Origin of the sequence: Thioclava sp. GXIMD4216 (assembly GCF_037949285.1) — a bacterium.
Lineage (GTDB): Bacteria > Pseudomonadota > Alphaproteobacteria > Rhodobacterales > Rhodobacteraceae > Thioclava > Thioclava litoralis.
Window position 1 is genome coordinate 1480686 of record NZ_CP149926.1, and the last position, 21753, is coordinate 1502438.

The window sequence follows — 21753 nt, forward strand, 5'->3', positions numbered from 1 at the left end:
GGTCCGGTTGCGGCCCCGCTTTCAACGCTCGCCCAGAATGCCTGACTGTTTCATATCCTCTTGGGCGAAATCGATGAGTGCGCGCAGCTTGCGGGGCAGGCGCTGCCCTTCGAGATAGACGATATTCACCGGATAGGTTTCCCCTGTCTCCTCCGGCAGAAGGGCAACCAGCCGTCCGCTTTCCAAGGCCGCGCGCAGGGCGAAATCGGGGCAATAGGTGATCCCCAGACCCATTTCGGCAAAGCGGCAGGCGGCGCGGGCCGAGTTGACATGAAACCGCCCCGTGACCGTGACATGCCTGTCCTTGTGGAACGACCAGCGGCGGGCATTTCGGCGGTTGGTGTCGATGATGCAGCTATGATGTTCCAGATCCGCAAGTTTTTGCGGCCTGCCATGTGCGGCCAGATAGGCGGGGCTGGCGGCCAGTTTTACCCGAAAAGCGCCGATCTTGCGGGATTTCAGCGCCATCATGTCAAGCTGACCGATGCGGAACGCCAGATCGATCCCGTCGCCGGCCAGATCGGTAAACCGGTCGCTCAGTCGCAGATCAATGGTCAGATCGGGATGGGTCTGCCCGAAACGTCCCAGCATCTCGGCCAGATAGGCTTCCCCGAAGGTGACGGGGGCCGAGATGCGGATCAGCCCCGCGAGCCCCCGCGATCCCTCGGCAATATCGCCGATCATCAGGTCCAGATCATCGAGCAGGGCGGGCGCACGCGCCATCAGCTCCTCGCCTGCAGGCGTCAGCCCGACCTTGCGCGTAGTGCGCTGGAACAGCCGCGTCCCGAGACGGGCTTCCAGCGCCGCCACATATTTCGAGGTCAGGCGGTTCGACAACCCGAGCTGATCTGCTGCCGCCGTGAAAGAGCGTGTCTGTGCGGTGGCAACAAAGGCGCGCAATTCATCGATCAGATCCATATGATCCCCCATAATATATGGGAGATCATGCGGCGATTATCCTCGGATCGCAAGAAATGCGTTACCTGACAAAAGTCAGCTATTTCGGGCGATATAGTCTTCGATCACCCCGACCTCTTCCGCCGCTCCGAAGATCAGCGGGACAAATTCATGCAGCTCTGTCGGAACGAGATCCAGAATGCGCTGCTGGCCCGTGCTGGCCCGACCTCCGGCCTGTTCGATCAAAAAGGCGATTGGCACGGCCTCGTAGGTCAGGCGCAAGCGGCCATTCTCATAGCCCTTGCGCGCATCCTGCGGATAAAGAAAAGCACCGCCTTTCAAGAGGATGCGATGGAGCTCGCCCACAGCCGCCGCCAGCCAGCGCATGTTGAAATCCCGCGCGCGCGGGCCGGTCTTCCCCAAGCGCAGATCGTGGATATAGGCCTGCAACCCCGCCGACCAGTGACGTTCGTTGGAGGCGTTATAGGCGATGATCTTGGCCTGTTCGGGCAGCATCACCTTGGCGAGTGTCACATGGAAGGCCTGCGATTGCGCATCATAGGTGGCGATATGTACGCCATCGCCCAAGGAGTAGCCGAAATCCAGCGAATGGCCGAAAGACGCATAGCCCGCCGCGACAGCTTCATTGCCTGCCCGCAGAAAATCGCCCGTGCCTGCGGGATAAAGCGCAAACAGCATCCCCAAAGGTGCCCCGATACCGATGGAGCCGGAACCGTCAATCGGGTCAATCACCAGATCCCAATCGCCCTCGGGGTCCAGACAGACGGGGGCTGCGGCCTCTTCTGACAGGACATGGCGGATATTGCTGCCCTCGAGCGCCGCCAGCACATGCTCATGCGCCCCGACATCCAGTGCTTTTTGCGCATCCCCGCTGTCATTCTGGCCGACCAGCGCCGCAGGATCACCGGGCAGCTTGCCTGCCGCCAAGCGCCCCGCCAGCGGCACCATTGCACGGGCAAGTCGGAGCACGATCTGGCCCAGATCATCATCTTCAACCAGCGTCTCCAGAAGCGGGTAATCATGCGTGCTGTCATCGGGGAGGATGAGCATGGAAATCTCCTTTATGTATGTCTCTGTTTTGCCCGTCTTGCGCGAGAATGTCATCGGAGTTTTCCCGAGGATATTCGGCAAATTGTGTTTTTCGGGGAGAATGTCTTGTGTTTCATAAGCGGGGTGAGTATCCGCGCGATCATGCAGAAGAAATCATGTTACGATTTTGAGGGAAAAAATGAAATCAATCGCCGCATTTTCGCAATTTGTCGGGCGGACATTCGCGTTCTGGACCGTGCTTTTTGCAGGTCTTGGCTTTGCCTTTCCCGATATTTTCGTACAGCTCAAAGGGCTGATCGTCCCGCTGCTGGGGCTTATCATGTTCGGAATGGGGCTGACCATCTCGGCACAGGATTTTGCCGAGGTCGCCAAACGCCCCGTGCAGGTGGCCATCGGGGTGGTCTCGCAATTCGTTATCATGCCGCTGATCGCCGTGGCACTGACGATGATCGTACCGATGGCCCCCGAAGTGGCGGCGGGGGTCATTCTGGTCGGGTGCTGCCCGGGCGGCACCTCCTCGAATGTGATGACTTATCTTGCCAAAGGTGATCTGGCGCTTTCTGTGGCCTGTACCTCGGTCACGACCCTGCTGGCGCCGGTGGTGACGCCGTTCCTCGTATGGACCTTCGCATCGACCCATCTGCCGGTGGACGGGATGGCGATGTTTGTCTCGATCCTGAAAATGGTGATCTTGCCGCTGGTGCTGGGGATTATCGCGCAGAAATTCCTGCCCAAGCTGGTCAAGGCCGCCATTCCCGCGCTGCCGCTGGTTTCGGTCATGGGGATCGTGCTGATTGTGGCGGCCGTGGTTGCGGCCTCGAAAGGGGCCATCGTCCAGTCGGGTGTGATGATTTTCGGCGTGGTTGTCGTGCATAACCTGCTGGGCTATCTGATCGGCTATCTGGCGGGCCGTCTGACAGGGCTCAGCCTTGCCCGCCGCAAAGCGATTGCCATCGAGGTCGGTATGCAGAATTCGGGGCTCGGGGCCGCATTGGCCACCGCCTATTTCTCGCCGCTGGCGGCGGTGCCTTCGGCGATGTTTTCGGTCTGGCACAATATCTCGGGGGCGCTGGTGGCCAATATCATGGCACGGTTCACCGAGACCCCTGCCGTATCGGAGGTCATGACGGACGCAAACGGGCGCTGACCCTTGCGCGCCTCAGGGACAGGGCCCCGGTCGTCAGGCCGGGGCTTTTGCATTAGAACCGGCGCGCGTGGTTGAGCGTGGGCCGGTCAAAGACCGAACGCCCGAAGAGCGAGGCGGTCAGATCCACCATGAGCTGCGCCGTCTTGCCGCGTTCGTCCATGAACGGGTTCAGCTCGACCAGATCGAGCGAGGTGACCAGCCCGCTGTCATGCAGCATTTCCATCACCAGATGCGCCTCGCGGAATGTCGCGCCCCCCGGCACGGTGGTGCCCACAGCGGGAGCGATCGAGGGGTCGAGAAAATCGACATCCAGCGAGACATGCAGCATGCCGTTCGCCGCCTCCACCTCGGCCAGAAAATCGCCCAGCGGTCGGGCGATGCCGGTTTCGTCGATGGCACGCATGTCATAGCGGCGCACGGGGCTTTTCTTCAGCGCGACCCGTTCTGCCGGATCGACAGAGCGCAGACCGATCATGCAGGTATGCGACGGTTCGAGATAGTGGTCGAGCGTGGGAAACCCCGCGAACCCGTCGCGCCCCGTCAGATAGGCGACCGGCGTGCCATGCAGATTGCCCGATCCCGAACTCTGCGGCGTATGGAAATCGGAATGGGCATCGAGCCAGAGCAGATAGAAGGGCCGCCCCAGATCGGCCGCATGCTGGATCATCCCTGCGACAGAGCCCATAGCCAGCGCGTGATCGCCGCCCATGAAAATCGGAAAGCCCAGCTTGGCCGCATCGCGTCCGGCCTGCATCAGGGTGCGGGTCCATGCGACGGTTTCCGCCATAGCATGGATGCGGTCATTATCGGGGGTGACCTCGGGCAGGGGGCCGGGGGCGAGATTGCCCAGATCGCGTATGTCGCGCCCCAGTTCGGTCAGGATCTCCTTGATCCCTGCCACGCGATAGGCGTCGGGCCCCATCAGGCAGCCCTTGCCGCGTTTGCCGCAATCGACGGGCGCGCCGATCAGGATAGTCGTGGTACCGCTCATGATGTCCCTCCGCCTTGTTGGTCTCTTACTGTCGCGCCGAACGGGCGGGAAGGGAAGCCCCCACAGGCGGCCGGCGGGGATATGCCGTGCTGTGCCGGATGCATTTAAGGTTAATGCCTTGCATCGAAACACAAAAAGCCCTGCGATCAACGATCACGGGCCGGATACTGGAAACAGGGATACTGGAAAACGTGGCCCGGATCGGGGGGACTTAGCTATTGGCGACAAGCTTGATGGCGGGGTCTTCCTGATGGGCGGGAAGCTGCGAGAGATAATCCACCGCCAGCATCTGCGGAGTATTTTCCACATAGCGCCGCAGCATATGGGTAAAAAAGGCCAGATCCTCTTTTTTCTGCGTCAGGGTCTGCAACCGCAGCGCCACTTTGAACGGCAGGTCAGCATCGGCGAATGTGTCAAGCTCGACATGCGCAAGATCAAGGCAGGGGATCAGCAGCGACAACAACGCATCGGTCGCGCCTTTTTCCAGCGTGGTCAGTGTCTGGCCTTCGCTGCGATACTTGATCGACAAGACCGCCTGAAACTCGCCAATGACATTGCGGAACCGCACCGCCACGCGCTGCAAACCGTTGACATTGCGCTGCGCGATAATCCGCATCCCGCCCAACACAAGACCGGGGATCTCGATCAGGTTGTGGGAATTGGTCGAGACAGAGAAATCACCATTCTGGGGAAGATAATGGATCAAAGCCTCTGCAAAAGGGGAGGTAAACGCACCCGCCAGCGGTTCAGGCTGGCGGAACGTGATCTGGTTGCGCATGTTGTCCAGATTCATTTCGATCCGCTCGGCAAACCATGCGCCGGTGGCATCGTCACGGAGGAGGTGGAGTGTAACTATTCCATACTCATGATGGCTGTGCTGCCCGTCCGCACCCATTTTCGGGTATCCTTTCGGTCAATGGAGTATTTGTTCTTGGAAACATCATCTGGTTGTAATCGTTAATAAGGTCTTAATTATGAGCGGGCTTTTGGTCACGTTGGTTTCAATTTCCTGAAAACCGCCAGCCCGCGCAAAAAACCGCCTAGTCGATGACCCTGATCGACCCGTAAAGATGCGTGACCTGATTGCTGGCATTGCACTCGACATTGCCGCGGATCTGGCATTTGCGGGATGCACCATGCCGCAGGATCAGTGTCTCGTCGACGCAGAAGGGCCGGCGCTGCTGGATCGCGTCCTGAAGCGTCTTGCGCAGCAGGGTCTGGCGGTCCGACGGCAGATGCGAAATCAGCCGGTCCAGAGACTGGTCGCCCTCGGAGGCGACATCCATCATCTCGATCAGCACCGGATTCCAGTAATGCAGGTTGTTGATGATATCGATCGAGAAGAAGCCCATATGCTGTTCGGTGGTGATCTCGTCATAATGGCGCACCAGAAGGTTCTCGTTCTGGATGCGCGAGAAATCACGGCAGACCCCGATCAGCGCGATGGGTTCGCCCACCTCGTTCCGCACCGCCGAGCCAGAGCTTTCCACCACAACCGTCGCGCCGTCCCTGCGTTTGAGGCGGGCGAAGAAGTGGAAGGGTTCATTGCGGTTGAGTGCGCTCTCGATGGCGGATTTGACGATATCGCGGTCGTCGGGATGGTAGTAATTGACCGCCTCATCCATTTTCCGCTTGGCCTTATCGGGCATCATGCCGTGGATGGCATAGGTCTCTTCCGACCAGCTGACCTCTTCGGTTGCCAGATTGACGCGCCATGTCCCGATATTCGAGAATTTGCGCAAGGTCTGGTTCAGCAGGGAATCCACCGTCATATCGACCGAGGTGATCAGCACGATCAGCCCGATCAATCCGTCATTTTCGGTGACCAGCGGCGAAACGGTCAGCGAATGGCAGTAATCGTCAATCTCGAACTGCCGGTAATGCGGGCGGCGGTCCAGAAGCGCCTGCGAACAGATATCGACAAGCGGCGGGTAGCCGTTGGGGATGTAGCATTGCGACAGATGGCCCAGCGAATGGCCACGCTCGCGGATCTCGAAGGTCCGTGTGGCCGACTGACTGGCATGGCGGATCAATAGCCCCTGATCAAGCATCATCATCACCGTGGGCAGACCCTTGATCAGCCCGTTCAGCTCGGCCGAGGTGCGTTCGAGCTGGCCGGTATTGACCAGCAGCTCCTCGTTGACGGTGATCAGCTCCTCATTCGTGGATTGCAGCTCCTCGTTCGAGGTCTCCAGCTCCTCATTCGTGGATTGCAGCTCCTCGTTCGAGGATTGCAGCTCTTCGTTCAGCGATTGCAGTTCCTCGTTCGAGGTCTGGAGCTGCTCTATCGTGATCTGTAGCGTGTCGCGGGTGCGCGACAGCTCTGTTTCGAGATAGTTCAGGTAATCCGAACGCTCGATATTCTCGGGGTCGGGCTCCGAGCGCATCTCGGTCTCGAAACCGATCAGCACCACCGGCTCCTCGGCCTTGTCGTCGATGATCGGCCACGCGGTCATCCGCACGGTATTGAAGTCGCGCCCGTCCACCTGATGCCATTGGCCCGACCGTGCCTCACGCTGCTTGAGCGCGACCAGCACCATGGAATTGGCCTCATAGGCCAGCGCCTTTTGCAGCACATCCAGCGTCATGCCGCCATGAATGGGGGTGCGCATTTCCACGAAGGGGGCGATATCGCCATAGATTTTCAGCACGGCGCGGTCGCGATTGGTCAGGAAGCCATTGCGCACCACGGATTTCGCCAGCGCATCGAAACGCCACCAGTCATTGGGAGGCGTCGGTGCATTGCGGTAGCTTGCAGGCGACGCGGCGCGCAGATGATTGGCAGGCGGCAGCGAGCCGTTCAGGGCAGGGGCTGCCGAATTCAGCCTTGTGGAGCGTTTGCGCAGGATCTTTCCATGCTGGCTGAGCGGCACGAAGAAGCTTTCCAGCGCGCCGGTCGTCTCGGATGTGCCCAGAAACAGCAGACCGTCCTGTTTGAGCGCATACTGGATCCGCGTCAGCACCCGTTCCTGCAGCTTGGGTTCGAAATAGATCAGCACGTTACGGATCGACACGAGGTCGATCGACATGAAGGGCGCATCCTGAAAGACGTTATGGCGCGAGAACATGACGAAGCTGCGCAGCTTCGATTTCACCACGACATGATCTTCGGCCAGATCGAAATAGCGCGACAGATATTCCTGCGGAATATCGGTGACGGCAGAGGCCGGATATTGCCCGCGCCGACCGATGGCCAAGGCACGGTCATCGATATCAGTGGCAAAGATCTGCAGCTTGTCCTTTTCGACCTTTGCCAGCCCGCCCAAGGCCTCGACGATGAGGATGGCAATCGAATAGGCCTCCTCGCCGGTGGCGCAGCCCGCAATCCAGACCCGCAGCGGCTCTTGCGCGCCATCGGAGACCTTCTTGGTAATCGCATCGCGCAGCGCCAGAAACTGGTCGGGATCGCGGAAGAAATTGGTGACCGAGATCAGCAGGTCGCGATAAAGCGCCTCGACCTCGTCTACCGACCGGCGGCAGAGTTCGACGTAATCGGCGTAATTCTCGATGCCCTTGGCGATCATCCGGCGATGGATGCGGCGGTTGATCGTGCTTTCCTTATACTGGCGGAAATCGACCAGCGTATGGCCCAGCAGGATCTGGAACAGATCCGAATTCTTGCCGGTGTGTTCGTTGATATCCTTGAGGCTTTCCAGATCACGCGGCTGGGCAAGGATCATGGCCAGATGCTGGCCCATCTGCTGCGGTGTCAGCGTCAGGTCCACACAGCCGGTGCGGATGGCCGACACCGGCATGGAATCGTATTTGGAGCTTGAAGGTTCCTGCGCGATGGTGATCCCGCCCGCCTCGCGGATGGCCTGCACCCCGTAGCTGCCATCCGATCCCGTGCCCGACAGCACGATACCCACCGAACGTTCGCCCACTTCTGAGGCTATGGATTTGAACAGCCGGTCTGCCGAGGGTTTGGGGGCCGCCGGATGCCCTTCGGGGTTGCGCAGCACAAACTCGCCATCTTCCAGAACGACGTCATGGCCGGGCGGCGGGATGTGGATGGTATTGGCCGCAGGCACCACACGTTCTTCGATCTCGACCACGGCAAGGCTGGTTTCACGCGCCAGAAGCTGCACCAGCATGGATTTATGGCTGGGCGACATATGCTGGGCCAGCACATAGGCCACATCAAGCGATTTGGGCAGGTTCTGTGCCAGCAGGGATGTGGCTTCAAGCCCGCCTGCGGACGCGGCGATCCCCACGATGTAAGCGGGGGTTTTCGCATCGCTTGTCACGTCATGTTCTCCCGAGAATGGTGCCCGATGGGCAGTGCACCGTAAGGCGAAAAGCTTGAAAGAATAAATCCTTATATTTGTGATATAGAAGCAATTATCTGATCTGTCCAAAAAGAATGACGCGAAATAGTAAAACTACTTCGCGTCGTAGGCATCTGGTTCAAAAGACGGCAGCCGCCTCTTTGTGGCTGTTCCGTTGCGGGCTGCCTGATGTGGTCACACCCTGTCAGGCCAGTTCCACAGCCCAAGGCGGGTTGGCCCCCGCGCGCGAGACGGTGACGGCCGCGACTTTCGCCCCGAAGGCCAGAACGCGGCGCATATCGTCCGGCGCAAGACGGCGCAGCTGGGGTTTCTCCAGCAGGCCCAGTTCCGACAGCTTCGCCAGAATGCCCGCGTTGAACGTATCTCCCGCACCGACCGTATCGATCACGGTGACCCGCTCGGCGGCAATGCTGACCTCGGTGCCATCCGCAAGCCACGCGCTGGCCCCTTGCGCCCCGCGTGTCACGATCACCACGGCAGGGCCGCTGGCCTGCAGCGCCTGTGCCTTCTGGGGCAATGTCTGCGCGCCGGGGAGGATCCAGTCGAGATCCTCGTCGGAGACTTTCACGATATCGGATTGGGCCAGCATCGCGCCAAGCCGTGCCCGATAGCGCGCCGCGTCACGGATGAAACCGGGGCGGATATTGGGGTCGATCATCACCGCGCGGTTGGTATGGTTGCGGGCCAGAAGGGCGGCATAGGCATCGGCCCCCGGTTCGCAAGCCAGAGAGATCCCGCCAAAATAGAGCGCGTTCACGCTGTCGGGCAGGGGCGGCAGATCGGCTTCGGTCAGCATGCGTCCCGCCGAATTCTCGTCGTAGAAGACATAGCTTGCATGTCCGTCGACCAGCTTGACGAAGGCCAGCGTAGTTGGCCTGTCGCTGCGGATGCAGAGCTGGGTGTCCACCTGACTGTCGCGCAGCCCCTGATCAAGCTGCTGCCCGAAAAGATCGCTCGACAGTCCGGTCAGCATCCCTGCCGTCTGTCCAAGCCGCCCCAAGGCGATCGCGGTGTTGAACACCGCCCCGCCATTATGGGGAACAAACCCATCGCCGCCCGAGACGGTCGGGGTGGGGATCATGTCGATGAGGGCTTCACCAGCACATAAAATCATCGCTTTGTCCTTAGTGAGAACGTTACTGGATGGCACGGATGGCCGGATAGGCCGCGCGGAAGGCGCGATAGGCATCGTCATAGGCGGGGACCAGATCGGCTTGCGGTGCGATGACTGCGCCAATGGGCGGCGGTGTCATGATCCGTGCAGGGTCCGCGCCTGTCGCCGCAACCTGACCAAGGCGCGCAGCCCCGAGGGCCGCCCCGAATTCACCGGCTTCGGGTTTGGCCAAAGGCAGATCCAGCACCGTCGCAATCAGTTTGAGCCAGAGCGCCGAGGCCGAGCCGCCGCCGATGGCGAAAAGCTGGCCCAGTTGGGCACCTGTGGCGCGTAATGCCTCGGCGCTGTCGCGCAGCCCGAAGGCCACGCCGGTCAGCACGGCCAGCACCATGTCATTGACGGTTGTATCGGTGCCCAGCCCCGTGAAACTGCCACGGATGGCGGCGTCATTATGCGGGGTGCGCTCGCCCGAGAGATAGGGCAGGAAACGCACCCGCCCCGGAGGGGGCAAGGTCTCGCCCAGCGGCTCCACCAGCTCGCGCGGGGATTTGCCGGTGATCGAGGCCAGCCAGTTGAGGCTGTCGGTGGCCGAAAGCATCACGCCCATCTGGTACCAGCGGTCAGGCACCGCATGGCAGAACGTGTGCAGCGCCGTCTCGGGCGCGGGGGCAAAGCCGTCACGCGCGGCCAGCAGAACGCCCGATGTGCCCAGCGACACAAAGCCCTGGCCTTCGGTCAATGCACCGATCCCGCAAGCGGCGGCGGCATTATCGCCCGCGCCGCCTGCCACGGTGACATCGCCCACGCCCCACGCCTGCGCCAGATCGGCGCGCAACTGTCCGGCGGGGGCGGAGCCCTCGACCAGACGCGGCATCTGGTCCTTGCGCATATGGCTTGCGCTGAGCAGGCGGCTTGACCAGTCACGCGCGCCCACATCCAGCCAGCTGGTGCCCGCGCTATCGGACATATCGGCCACATGCGCGCCCGTCAGATACCAGTTGAGATAGGCCGCAGGCAGCAGGACCTTTGCAACCTTGGCAAAGATCTCGGGTTCATGTTTGGCCACCCACATCAACTTGGGCGCGGTAAAGCCCGGAAAGACGATATTGGCGGAAATCTCGCGGAAAACCGGCAGGTGATCCAGCGCCGCGGCCTCGGTATGGCTGCGGGTGTCGTTCCAAAGAATACAGGGCCGCAGAACGTTATTCTCGGCATCCAGCAGCGTCGCACCATGCATATGGCCCGCAACACCGATACCCTTGAGGGCTGCAAATTCCGGATGGCTGGCGCGCAGGTGCGCAACGGCCTTTTCCAACGCCGCAATCCATTCGGCGGGGTCCTGTTCGGACCAGCCGGTATGGGGATGCACGGCGCTATAATGCGCCTCCGACGAACCAATGGCGCGCCCCTGATCATCAATCAGAAGCGCGCGCAGACCCGATGTGCCAAGATCGATGCCCAGATACATCGGATCAGGCCAGATAGGCGTCAAGCGCGGCTTCAAGGCCCTGCGCATGGATCATCGTCAGCCATTTCGCGAAGGGCTCGGCAAAGCGCGCATCATCGGCCAGTTCGCCATATAGAAGGCGGTTTTCCAGCCATTCCTGCGGGTTCTCTTTGGCAGCCAAGGCGCGGATTTGCAGGTCCGCCCAGAAGGGGTCATTGGGTTCGACGACCGTGCCATCCTCACGGATGCCGGTGCAGTAGCGCGCCCAAGCCGCCGAGACGAGCGCCAGACCCTCGACGGTCAGGCCCTTCTCGAGGCATTCGCGCACCGAAGGCAGGATGAAGCCCGGATGGCGTGACGACCCGTCAAAGGCCACACGACGGGTGGTGTCGACAATCATCGGGTTCGAGAAACGCGCCTCGATCAGGGCGACATAGCCTTCGGGCGTCATGCCGGGCACGGCATGCACATGCGGCATGATCTCTTCGGTCTCCACCTTGCGGTAGAACGCGTGGATCTTGGGATGGTCCATACATTCGGAAATATGTGCAACCGAAAGCACTTCGCCCACATCCGAAATGACCTGATGGCCACCATTGAGAATGCGGATCTTCATGGTCTCGAAGCTGTGCACATCATCCGAGAAGGTCGCGCCCGCTTTGTCCCAATCGGGGCGGCCCGCGCAGAAGTTGTCCTCGATCACCCATTGGCGGAAGTTCTCGTGGGTGACGGGGCAGTTATCCTCGATGCCGATCGAGCGCACCAGTTCCAGCTCTTTCGGGCCGGTGGCGGGGACGATGCAATCGACCATTGCGTTGGGGAAGGTGCAGTTGGCATCGATCCAGTCGGCCAGCTCGGGGTCCGACAGACGCGCCAGCGACACCACGGTCTGACGCAGGATCGCGCCATTGCCCTGAAGGTTGTCGCAGCACTGGCCGGTAAAGGGGCCGACGCCCGTGTCACGGCGGATTTTCAGCGCGGCCACGATGGCCCCGAAGGCGGTCTTCGGCGTCTCGGGATTGGCGGCGTCATGCAGAATATCGGGGTGCTTGGCGTCAAAGCCTTTGGTGGCGGGGTCGATGAAATACCCGCCCTCGGTGACGGTCAGCGCCACGATGCGGATCTGCGGATCGGTCATCGCCTTGATCAGCGCGCCATTGCCGTCCTCGATCGGAATATAGTCGATCATCGAGCCCACGACCTCGGCCGACTGGCCTTTGGGGTCCAGCTCGATCAGCGTGGTCAGACAATCCTGCGCCAGCAAACGGTCGCGCATGGCCGCATCGGGGGCACGCACGCCCGCGCCGATGATCGCCCAGTCATGGGCAAGGCCCGCTTCCATCAGCCGGTGCAGATACCACGACTGGTGGGCGCGGTGGAAATTGCCCAGACCGATATGCACAATGCCGGGGGTCAGTTTGCTGCGGTCGTAGCTGGGGCGCTTAACGGCCTCGGGCAGTTGCGACAGAGTGGCGTTGGAAAGCTGTACCATGGTGGCACCTATCTGAAATGGAGTGGGGGCCACCTGAAAGGGGGCGCAAGGGGCAGGGGCGCCAGCCCCTGCCAGAGTGGTTTACCGGATCGCTTTACCGTTTTCGTCGAAGCGGTGGATGTTATGCTCTTGGGGGGTGAGCCAGACGGTGTCGCCGGCATGGACATCGACCTCGCCCGAGACGCGGACGTTGAACTGGCCGATGCCTTCGACCTGCACATGGGCATAGGTGTCCGAACCAAGGTGCTCGGAGACGCCAACCAGACCCTCGATCGCGCCGTCGACCGGCGTGGTCGAGAGGTCGATATGCTCGGGGCGGATGCCGATGGCATGGGCCCCGCGGGCCGCGGCGCGCTCGCCTTCGATGAAGTTCATCTTGGGGCTGCCGATGAAGCCCGCGACAAAGCGGTTATCGGGGTTGCGGTAGAGATCGAGCGGGCTGCCCACCTGCTCGATGCGGCCTGCGCGCAGCACCACGATCTTGTCGGCCATGGTCATCGCCTCGACCTGATCATGGGTCACATAGATCATCGTGGTCTTGAGCTTCTGATGCAGCTCCGAGATCTCGAGGCGCATGTTCACCCGCAACGCCGCGTCAAGGTTCGAGAGCGGCTCGTCAAACAGGAAGGCGGCCGGTTCGCGCACGATAGCCCGCCCGATGGCCACCCGCTGGCGCTGGCCGCCCGAGAGCTGGCCGGGCTTGCGGTGCAGGTAATCGGTGAGGTTGAGCGCCTCGGCCGCCGATGCGATGCGGCGCTCTTGCTCGTCGGTGGGCACACCGGCCATCTTCATCGGGAAGGCGATGTTTTTCTTCACCGACATATGCGGGTAAAGCGCGTAGCTCTGGAACACCATCGCGAGGCCGCGCTTGGCGGGGGGGGCCTCGGTGGCATCCGTGCCGTCGATCATGATCTGCCCGCCCGAAAGATCCTCGAGCCCCGCGATCAGACGCAGCAGGGTGGATTTGCCGCAGCCCGACGGGCCCACGAAGACCACGAATTCGCCGTCCTTGATATCCAGATCCAGCGGCGGAATGACTTCGACTTCGCCAAAGGTCTTGCGCACGCCCTTCAGAGTGATTTGTCCCATGACTTATGTCCTTATTTCACCGCGCCGAAGGTCAGGCCGCGGACAAGTTGTTTCTGGCTGAACCAGCCCATGATCAGGATCGGCGCGATGGCCATGATCGAGGCGGCAGAGAGTTTTGCGTAGAAGAGGCCCTCGGGCGAGGAATAGGAGGCGATGAACTGCGTCAGCGGCGCGGCTTTGGAAGCCGTGAGGTTGAGCGTCCAGAAGGCCTCGTTCCAGGCGAGGATGATGTTGAGCAGCACCGTCGAGGCCATGCCCGGGACCGCCATCGGCGTCAGCACGTAAAGCACCTCTTCCTTCAGCCCCGCGCCATCCATGCGCGCCGCCTCCAGGATCTCGCCGGGGATCTCCTTGAAATAGGTGAACAGCATCCAGACGATGATCGGCAGGTTGATCAGCGTCAGCACGACGACCAGACCGATGCGGCTGTCCAGCAGTCCCAGATCGCGGAAGATCAGGTAGATCGGCACCAGAACCCCCACCGGCGGCAGCATCTTGGTGGACAGCATCCACATCAGGATATCCTTGGTCCGACGGCCCGGCACAAAGGCCATCGCCCAGGCGGCGGGCACCGCGATGATCAGCGCCAGCAGGGTCGAACCGACCGAGATGATGACCGAATTCATGAAGAATAGCGGGTAGTTCGAGCGTTCGAGCACGGTATGGTAGCTTTCCAGCGTCCAGCCCGAGAAGAGCACCTTGAGCGGCGAGGCGATCGCATTCCCTTCCGTCTTGAACGACAGGATGAAGATCCACAGGATCGGGAAGAAGATCGCAATGCCCACAGCCCAGGCAAGCACGGTGGTCAGCGCCTTGCGGCGGGGAGTGACGATACGGGACATCTCAGGCCTCCAGATTCTTGCCGATCATCCGCATCAGGAAGATCGCAACGATATTGGCCAGAATGATCGCGATGACACCGCCCGCCGAGCCGCCGCCGACATCGAATTGCAGCAGCGACTGCACATAGATCATATAGGTCAGGTTGGTCGAGGCCACGCCCGGACCGCCATTGGTGGTTACCAGGATCTCGGCAAAGATCGACAGCAGGAAGATGGTCTGGATCAGGATCACCACGGTGATCGCCCGCGACAGGTGCGGCAGCATGATGTAGAAAAACCGCGCCAGTTTCGAGGCCCCGTCCATCTCGGCCGCTTCCAGCTGTTCCTGATCAAGCGATTGCAGGGCCGTCAGCAGGATCAGCGTCGCAAAGGGCAGCCATTGCCACGAGACGATCCCGATGATCGAGGCCAGCGGCGCCTGAGCCAGAAAATCATAGGCCGGAAGCCCGAAGAGATGCGCGATATGCGCAAACAGCCCGTTGACCGGATTGAGGAACATGTTCTTCCACACCAGCGCCGAGACGGTGGGCATCACGAAGAACGGCGCGATCACCAGAATGCGCACGATCCCCTGCCCGAAGAAGGGCTGGTCCAGCAGCAGCGCCAGAAGAATGCCCCCCACGATGGTGATTGCCAGAACCCCCACCACCAGTAACACGGTGTTAAGCAGCGCCGTGATAAAGGCAGGATCCGTGACAAAGAACTCGTAATTGAGGAAGCCTGTCCATTCTTCCATGCCGGGCATGAGAAGGTTGTATCGCAGGAAGGAGAAGTAGAGCGTCATCGCCAGAGGGACGATCATCCAGCCGAGAAGAAGAATAACGGCAGGAGAAATCATCAACCTCGCAGCGGCGCGGGAATGCTTCGTGGCCATGGGCTACCTCGGCACGCTTGGTTGGATTTTGGGTCGAAGGTCCACGGTCCCGCGCTGCGGGGCCGTGGTGTATAGCGCAATGCGGGCAGGGGGACCTGCCCGCAGCTATAATTGCGGTTGGTGGATTACTTGACGTAACCGGCTTTCTTCATTTCACGCTCGGTCAAGGCCTGCGCGGATTGAAGTGCCTGATCTGCCCCCATCTGGCCTGCCAGAGCGGCGGAGAAGATCTGGCCCACAGCCGTGCCGATCCCTTGGAATTCGGGGATCGAAACGAATTGTGCGCCGACATAGGGCACATCCTGCACCGACGGTTTCTCGGGCGTGGCCTTCGAAATCGTGTCGATGGTCAGCTGTGCGAAGGGCGCGGCAGCCAGATAATCGGGGTTCTCGTAGAGCGAGGTCCGGGTACCGGGAGGGGCTGCGCGCCAGCCTTGCTTGTCGGCCACAATCTGGGTGTACTCTTTCGAGGTTGCCCATTCGACGAAGGCTTTCGCCGCGTCTTTATGTGCCGAGCTTTCCGGAATGGCGAGGTTCCACGACCACAGCCAGTTGCCGTGATTGTCGACGCCTTCCTTGTTCGGGAAGACCGCATAGCCGACCTTGTCAGCCACGGTGGACTCTTCAGGGTCGGTCACGAAGCCTGCCGCGACGGTCGCATCGATCCACATGCCACACTTGCCTTGCTGGAAGAGCGACAGGTTTTCGTTGAAGCCGTTGGACGACGCACCGGGCGGGCCGTATTTGGTCATCAGGTCGAGATAGTCGGTGAGCGTGGCTTTCCACGGCTCGCTATCGAATTCCGGCTCCCAGTTCATATCGAACCAGCGGCCACCATAGGAGTTTGCCATAGCCGAGATGAAGGCCATGTTCTCGCCCCAGCCGGGCTTGCCGCGCAGACAGATGCCATAGATGCCGTTGTCTTTATCGGTCATCTTCGCGGCGGCGTCCTTGATCTGGCTCCAGGTCGGCTGGTCAGGGATACTCACACCGGCCTTCTCGGCCAGATCCTTGCGATACATCACCATCGCAGATTCGCCATAGAACGGCACCGCGTAAAGCGTACCATCCACCGACAGCGCCGAGCGCATGGCGGGCAGCAGGTCATCGGCATCATAATCTGCCGGAAGATCGTTGAGCGGCACCAGCCAATCACGTTGGGCCCAGATCGGAACCTCGTAATTGCCGATGGTCATCACGTCGAACTGGCCGCCATTGGTGGCGATGTCCTGCGTGACACGCTGGCGGAGAATGTTCTCCTCGAGCGTCACCCACTCAACCTTGATGTCGGGATGTTTGGCGTAAAAGTCGTCCATCAGCCCTTGCATCCGCACCATGTCGCCGTTGTTCACGGTGGCGACGGTAATGGTGGTTTCGGCTGCAGCAGCTGTGGCAAGCGCGCCAAGGGCGCAAGCACCCAGAAGGGCACGGATTGTCATGGTCATGAATTCCTCCCAAAATTCAAACGAGCAATTATCCGCTCTATGGGCAAATGCTCATGAACGGGGCTGTGAGTCAAGTGTGAATTGCGCTGGGGAGAAAGGTGATATGCGCAAAACGCCGCTTGGATGTGCGCAAATTGGTGATAGCGGTAACATATCCTCTCCTTCCGCGCAGGAATGCGGCCCTTGTCAGGGGGACGCAATGGCTGGTTCGCGCCAGAGTAGAATGGGAATCAATCGTTAAGAAGTGCTTTCGCGGTGCGCTCATCTGTCACCAGATGGCTCAGCAGGCGGCCTTTGAGGGCCGCCGTCAGGGCCGGAAGCTTCTTCTGGCCTGCGGCAAAGCAATGGACCTGCATATCGCCATGAGGCACCCGTGCCCCCACGATGCGCCGCGACATCGGGTGGTCGAGAAACTGCCCTTCGGCGTTGAAAGCGTGGCCGCCGATCTCGCCGATGGCTCCGGCGCGAACCCAGTCCGCATGCTCTTCTGGGGTGATGAACCCGTCCATCAGAAGCGGCGCATCGGCCCCCATCTGCCCCATGCCGACAATCGCGAAATCGGCGCGCAGTGCCAGATCGATAGAGGCTTTGACATGCGGCAGCGAGCGGTAGAGATCGCGTTCCGCCTCGGAGGCGGCAACCACAGGGATCGACATCGGGAAATGCGGTGCCGAGACCTTTTCGGCCAGACGCACGATCACTTCGTAATGCGAGGCCGAGCCGTCGGGGGCGACGTTGCCGATCAGCGAGACCAGCTTGTGATGGCCGCCCGCAAGGCTTTGCATCTGCTCGACAATCATGCGCAGGGTCCGGCCCGTGCCAAGCGCGATCAGCTTGGGGGCGGGGTCGGTGAAAAACCGCTCGAGCAGAGGGGCGGCAAAAGGGGCCAGCGCGTCATTCGGGTCGCCGGTGGCCGAAAGCGAGGGCGCAACGCGGGCGGAGAGCAGCCCGTAGCGGTCGCGCAGCCTTTGTTCCAGTTCCAGACATTCGGCAATCGGGTGATCGATCCTGACGCGGATCAGCCCTTCGGCAGATGCCCGCGCCACCAGCCGCTGGACGCGCTGGCGCGAAATGCCCAGTTCAAGCGCGATCTGGTCCTGCGTCATGCCGCCCACAAAGGAAAGCCATGCCGCGCGGGCGGCAAGATCAAGAAGGTTGGCTTCGGCTTCATTGACGCGGTCGGACGGGATCATTTGGAGGCTCCGGAAAAGGGGCTGGACTGGATAAGCGGCCGCAGGGGCCATGCCGAGAGCAATGCGGTGAACTGCGCGAAACTGTCAAAGGCCAGATCGGCCCCGCCCAGCAGAGCGGGGTCCTGCGGTGTTTGGGGAAGGGCTGCGGCCAGAGGGGCAAGATGGGCCCCGCCCAGAAAGCGCCAGACCCGCATGCCCGCTGCACGGGCCCCCGCAATGCCCACCTCCGAGTCCTCGATTACCAGACAATCCTGCGGTGCGACATCGTAAAGGGCGGCCACATGCAGGAACAGATCGGGGGCGGGTTTGCCGCGTCTGACCTCGGAGGCCGTAGAGCAGCGGCCCTCGAAGAGCGTGTTCAGGCCGGTAATGGCCAGAGATTGCGCCAGCCGTGCCGGTGCCGAGGAGGTGGCCAAATGATAGGGCCTGTCCAGCCGACGGATGGCCTCGACAACTTCGGGCATGACCTTCAGATCGCGCGAGAAGCGGGTCATCAGCTTGGTGCGGTAATGTGCCTCGAACCCCTCGGGGAGGGCTTGTCCGAAATCGCGTTCCAGCTTTGCACGGACGCTTGGAAAGGCGCGCCCCAGACAGTTGCGGGCGAAATAGTCGAGGTCGATCCCCATTCCCAGCAGGGCCAGCTCTTCCATGAAGACAGAGGCCGAAAGCGCCTCGGAATCGATCAGGACGCCATCGCAATCAAAGATCACCAGCGCGGGGCCAGCCATCGGGTTCCTCCTCTTTGGTCTTCTCGCTATAGCGCGGCAGGGCCGGTTTCGCCAAGCCCTGCCGTGATCGGCGGAGGCGGACCTAGCGCGCCCCTTGCTCGGGCGCAGGCGCCTTGACGCGGAAGATCGCGCAATAGAGGGCGGGCACGAACAGCAGCGTGATCAACGTACCGGCGATAATCCCGCCCATCATGGCAATCGCCATCGGCCCCCAGAAGATCTGCCGTGCAATCGGGATCAGTGCCAGCGAGGCCGCCGCCGCGGTCAGCAGGATCGGGCGGGCGCGCTGGTCGGAGGCATGCCAGATCGCGCTCCAGCGGTCATGGCCCTCGGCGCGCAGATCCTCGGTGGCCTGAATCAGGATGACCGAATTGCGGATCAGGATGCCGATCAGCGCCAGCACCCCCAGAAGCGCCACAAAGCCCATCGGCGCGCCGAGCGGCAGCATCGAGGCCACCACCCCGATCAGCCCCAGAGGTGCCGCCGCCAGCACGACCACCATCAGGCGGAAGCTGCGCAACTGGAACATGATCAGCGACAGCATGATCAGCACCATGAAGGGCACGATCGCGATGATCGGAGCTTGCGATTTGCCGCTTTCCTCGACCGAACCGCCCATTTCCAAGCTGTAGCCCAAGGGCAGAGCGGCGGTAAACCGCGCGATCTGCGGCGCGAGGTCATTGACGATTGTGGCGGGCTGGGCTGTGCCGTCAATCGCGCCGCGCACGGTGATTGTGGGTACACGGTCGCGCGAGTGGATCACCGGAGGTTCGGTGACATATTCGAAATGCGCGATCGAGGTCAGCGGGATGGGCTTGCCGCTGGTATTGGCAAATTGCAGGCTTTTCAGCCCGTCCAGCGTGTCACGGTCGGATTTGCGGCCCCGCAGTTCCACCTCGATCAGGTCGATCCCCTGCCGCAGATTGGTGATGGTGGTGCCGGAATAGAGCGTGGTCAGCACCTGCGCCACATCCGACTGGGTCAGGCCAAGCTGGCGCATCCGCGCCTGATCAAGGTCCAGCCGCACGACACGGGCAGGGGCCCCCCAATCCATGTCGATGGCGTAAAGGCGGTCATCCTTTGCCATCAGCGCGGCCAGTTTGCGGGCCTCGCCCAGCAGGGTGGTGTAATCGCTGCCCGAAATCCGGTATTGCACGGGCTTGCCCACGGGGGGGCCAAGTTCGATCGGTTTGGGGTAGAACTCCACCCCCGCGCGGCTGTCCGAATAGCTGCGGATTTTGGCCCGCAGGCTATCGCGGTCGGTCAGGCTTTTGGTCTCGATCACCACCTGCCCCTCATTGGGAACGGCGGGCTTCACATCCAGTGTCAGCACGAAACGCGGAGCGGGGGTGCCGACATAGGCGGTCCAGAATGCCACCTCCGGCTGGGCTTTCAGCCATGTCTCGAAGCGGGAGATCTCGGCATCGGTTGCCTCGAAGCCCGCATCATCGCGCAGCGTCACATCGGTTATCAGCTCGGTGCGTTCGGAAGAGGGGAAGAACTGCTGTTCGACATGGCCAAGCCCCAGCACCGAAAGGGCAAACAGCCCCACGGTGGCGAGAATGGTGATCCAGCGATGGACCATCGCCTTTTCCAGAACGCGGTGGAAGCTGCGGCGCAGGCGGCCCGCCTCATGGGTCTGGTGCTTCCATTTGGCGGGCAGGAATGTCTTGCCCAGAACCGGCGCGAAAAGCACGGCCACGATCCAGCTGATCAGCAGGGATATGGCGATCACATAGAAGAGCGAGCGGGTATATTCGCCCGCCTGCGAGGCATTGAGGCCAATCGGAATGAAGCCCGCAACCGTGACAAGCGTGCCCGTCAGCATGGGCCATGCAATGGCGGTCCACGCGTAAGAGGCGGCCTTGGTGCGGCTTTCGCCCCGCTCAAGCCGCGAGATCATGGTTTCGATCGCGATCATCGCATCATCGACCAGAAGCCCCAGCGCGATGATCAGCGCCCCGAGCGAGATCCGCTGCAGGGTGATCCCCATCAGATCGAGGATCAGGAAGGTCACGGCCAGCACCAGCGGAATGGTCAGCGACACCACAAATCCCGCGCGCACGCCCAGCGAGACGAAGCTGACGGCCAGCACGATCACCAGCGCCTCGGCCAGTGCCCGCACGAAATGGCCCACCGAATCCTGCACCACCGTCGGCTGGTCGGCGATCTTGTGCAGGGTGATCCCCATCGGCAGCTTGGCGACTTCCTGCGCCATCAGCGCATCGAGGCTCTTGCCGAAATTCAGGATATTGCCGCCCTCGCGCATGCCGATGATTAGGCCCACCGCAGGCTGCCCCTTGTAGCGGATCAGCGAGGCGGGCGGGTCGTCATAGCCGTCCTTTACCTCGGCCACATCGGAGAGGGTGAAGAAGGTGTCATCCACCCGCAGCGGCGCATGGGCCAGCGCCGTGGCATCGGGGAATGCGCCGGTAAGCCGCAATCCGATCTGCTCTTGCGGGGTCTGGATCGTGCCGGTGGGGGTGATCTGGTTCTGGGTGGAAAGCGTGTTGAGCACGGTTTGCGCATCCAGCCCCAGTGCCGCCAGGCGGCGGGTCGAGAATTCGACGGTCACCACACGGTCGCGGGTGCCGATCAGGTCGACCTTACCGGCCTGATCCAGCCGCTCGACATCGTCGCGGATCTTGCGCACCCATGACTTCAGCTCGTCTGGGCTGTAATCGGGGGCGGTAAAGGCATAGACATTGCCATAGACATCCCCGAAATCGTCATTGAAGGAAAACCCTTGGAACGCGCTGGGGAAATCGCCGCGGATATCCGACATCAGCTCGCGCACGCGGGTCCAGGTCGGCTGGATCTGGTCATCGGGAATACTGTCGCGCAGATCGACATAGATCACCGCCTGACCGGGATAGGTGATCGAGCGGGTGACATCGAGCGCGTCGATCTCGGCCAGCTTGCGTTCGATCCGGTCGGTGACCTGTTCCATCGTCTCTTCGGCGGTGGCACCGGGCATGCTGCCCGACACGACCATCGTGCGGATGGTGAAGCTGGGGTCTTCCTCGCGCCCCATCGAGTTGAAGGCCAAGATGCCTGCCACCAGCGACATGACCATCAGGAACCAGATGACAGAGCGGTTGCGCAGCGCCCAGTCCGAAAGATTGAACTTCATA

General features: G+C 61.5%; 16 protein-coding genes. 1 reads left to right on the plus strand and 15 read right to left on the minus strand.

Going from position 1 to position 21753, the window contains the following annotated elements; genetic code table 11:
- Positions 1–21 precede the first annotated feature (21 nt).
- Together WDB88_RS07410 and WDB88_RS07415 are read right to left on the minus strand one after the other, a co-directional pair.
- Positions 22–918 (minus strand): LysR family transcriptional regulator, encoded by an 897-nt coding sequence (locus WDB88_RS07410; protein WP_339107042.1) that lies wholly within the window; start codon positions 916–918, stop codon positions 22–24.
- Between the two features lie 75 nt (positions 919–993).
- Positions 994–1968: a class 1 fructose-bisphosphatase gene (locus tag WDB88_RS07415; protein WP_339107043.1), complete on the minus strand. Its 975-nt coding sequence runs from the start codon at positions 1966–1968 to the stop codon at positions 994–996.
- Positions 1969–2146: 178 nt separating this feature from the next.
- Here WDB88_RS07415 and WDB88_RS07420 point away from each other — a divergent pair, with 178 nt between their 5' ends.
- Positions 2147–3115, plus strand: a complete 969-nt coding sequence (locus WDB88_RS07420) for a bile acid:sodium symporter family protein (protein WP_339107044.1) — start codon at positions 2147–2149, stop codon at positions 3113–3115.
- 52 nt (positions 3116–3167) lie between these two features.
- On the opposite strand, the gene rocF is transcribed toward WDB88_RS07420, so the two are convergent.
- From rocF to WDB88_RS07485, 13 genes are all read right to left on the minus strand, one after another.
- A complete protein-coding gene (gene rocF, locus WDB88_RS07425; RefSeq protein WP_339107045.1) occupies positions 3168–4106 on the minus strand; it encodes an arginase in 939 nt (312 codons plus the stop codon).
- 211 nt (positions 4107–4317) lie between these two features.
- Complete coding sequence (locus WDB88_RS07430) at positions 4318–5001, minus strand: hypothetical protein (RefSeq protein ID WP_339107046.1); 684 nt, start codon at positions 4999–5001, stop codon at positions 4318–4320.
- 145 nt (positions 5002–5146) lie between these two features.
- Entirely contained in the window at positions 5147–8353 is a 3207-nt protein-coding gene (locus WDB88_RS07435; protein WP_339107047.1) for a chemotaxis protein CheB, read from the minus strand.
- Positions 8354–8579: 226 nt separating this feature from the next.
- On the minus strand, positions 8580–9509 hold the full coding sequence (locus WDB88_RS07440; RefSeq protein WP_339107048.1) for a carbohydrate kinase: 930 nt from the start codon (positions 9507–9509) through the stop codon (positions 8580–8582).
- Between the two features lie 22 nt (positions 9510–9531).
- The gene (gene xylB, locus WDB88_RS07445; protein ID WP_339109495.1) at positions 9532–10977 is read right to left on the minus strand and encodes a xylulokinase; all 1446 of its coding nucleotides are present in this window, start codon (positions 10975–10977) and stop codon (positions 9532–9534) included.
- Between the two features lie 4 nt (positions 10978–10981).
- Positions 10982–12448 carry a mannitol dehydrogenase family protein gene (locus WDB88_RS07450; protein ID WP_339107049.1) on the minus strand — a complete coding sequence of 489 codons (1467 nt, stop codon included), beginning with the start codon at positions 12446–12448 and terminating at the stop codon, positions 10982–10984.
- 81 nt (positions 12449–12529) lie between these two features.
- Positions 12530–13537: an ABC transporter ATP-binding protein gene (locus tag WDB88_RS07455; protein ID WP_330629236.1), complete on the minus strand. Its 1008-nt coding sequence runs from the start codon at positions 13535–13537 to the stop codon at positions 12530–12532.
- An 11-nt stretch (positions 13538–13548) separates the two neighbouring features.
- The gene (locus tag WDB88_RS07460) at positions 13549–14379 is read right to left on the minus strand and encodes a carbohydrate ABC transporter permease (protein ID WP_330629631.1); all 831 of its coding nucleotides are present in this window, start codon (positions 14377–14379) and stop codon (positions 13549–13551) included.
- Position 14380: 1 nt separating this feature from the next.
- Positions 14381–15253 (minus strand): sugar ABC transporter permease, encoded by an 873-nt coding sequence (locus tag WDB88_RS07465; protein ID WP_330629630.1) that lies wholly within the window; start codon positions 15251–15253, stop codon positions 14381–14383.
- Between the two features lie 125 nt (positions 15254–15378).
- On the minus strand, positions 15379–16698 hold the full coding sequence (locus WDB88_RS07470) for a sugar ABC transporter substrate-binding protein (protein ID WP_339107050.1): 1320 nt from the start codon (positions 16696–16698) through the stop codon (positions 15379–15381).
- Between the two features lie 230 nt (positions 16699–16928).
- Positions 16929–17891, minus strand: coding sequence for a sugar-binding transcriptional regulator (locus WDB88_RS07475; protein ID WP_339107051.1), 963 nt, complete (start codon positions 17889–17891; stop codon positions 16929–16931).
- Positions 17888–18619, minus strand: a complete 732-nt coding sequence (locus tag WDB88_RS07480) for an HAD-IA family hydrolase (RefSeq protein ID WP_339107052.1) — start codon at positions 18617–18619, stop codon at positions 17888–17890. Before WDB88_RS07480 ends, WDB88_RS07475 begins: the two co-directional genes overlap by 4 nt.
- 82 nt (positions 18620–18701) lie before the next feature.
- Positions 18702–21752 (minus strand): efflux RND transporter permease subunit, encoded by a 3051-nt coding sequence (locus WDB88_RS07485; RefSeq protein ID WP_339107053.1) that lies wholly within the window; start codon positions 21750–21752, stop codon positions 18702–18704.
- Position 21753: the final 1 nt, after the last annotated feature.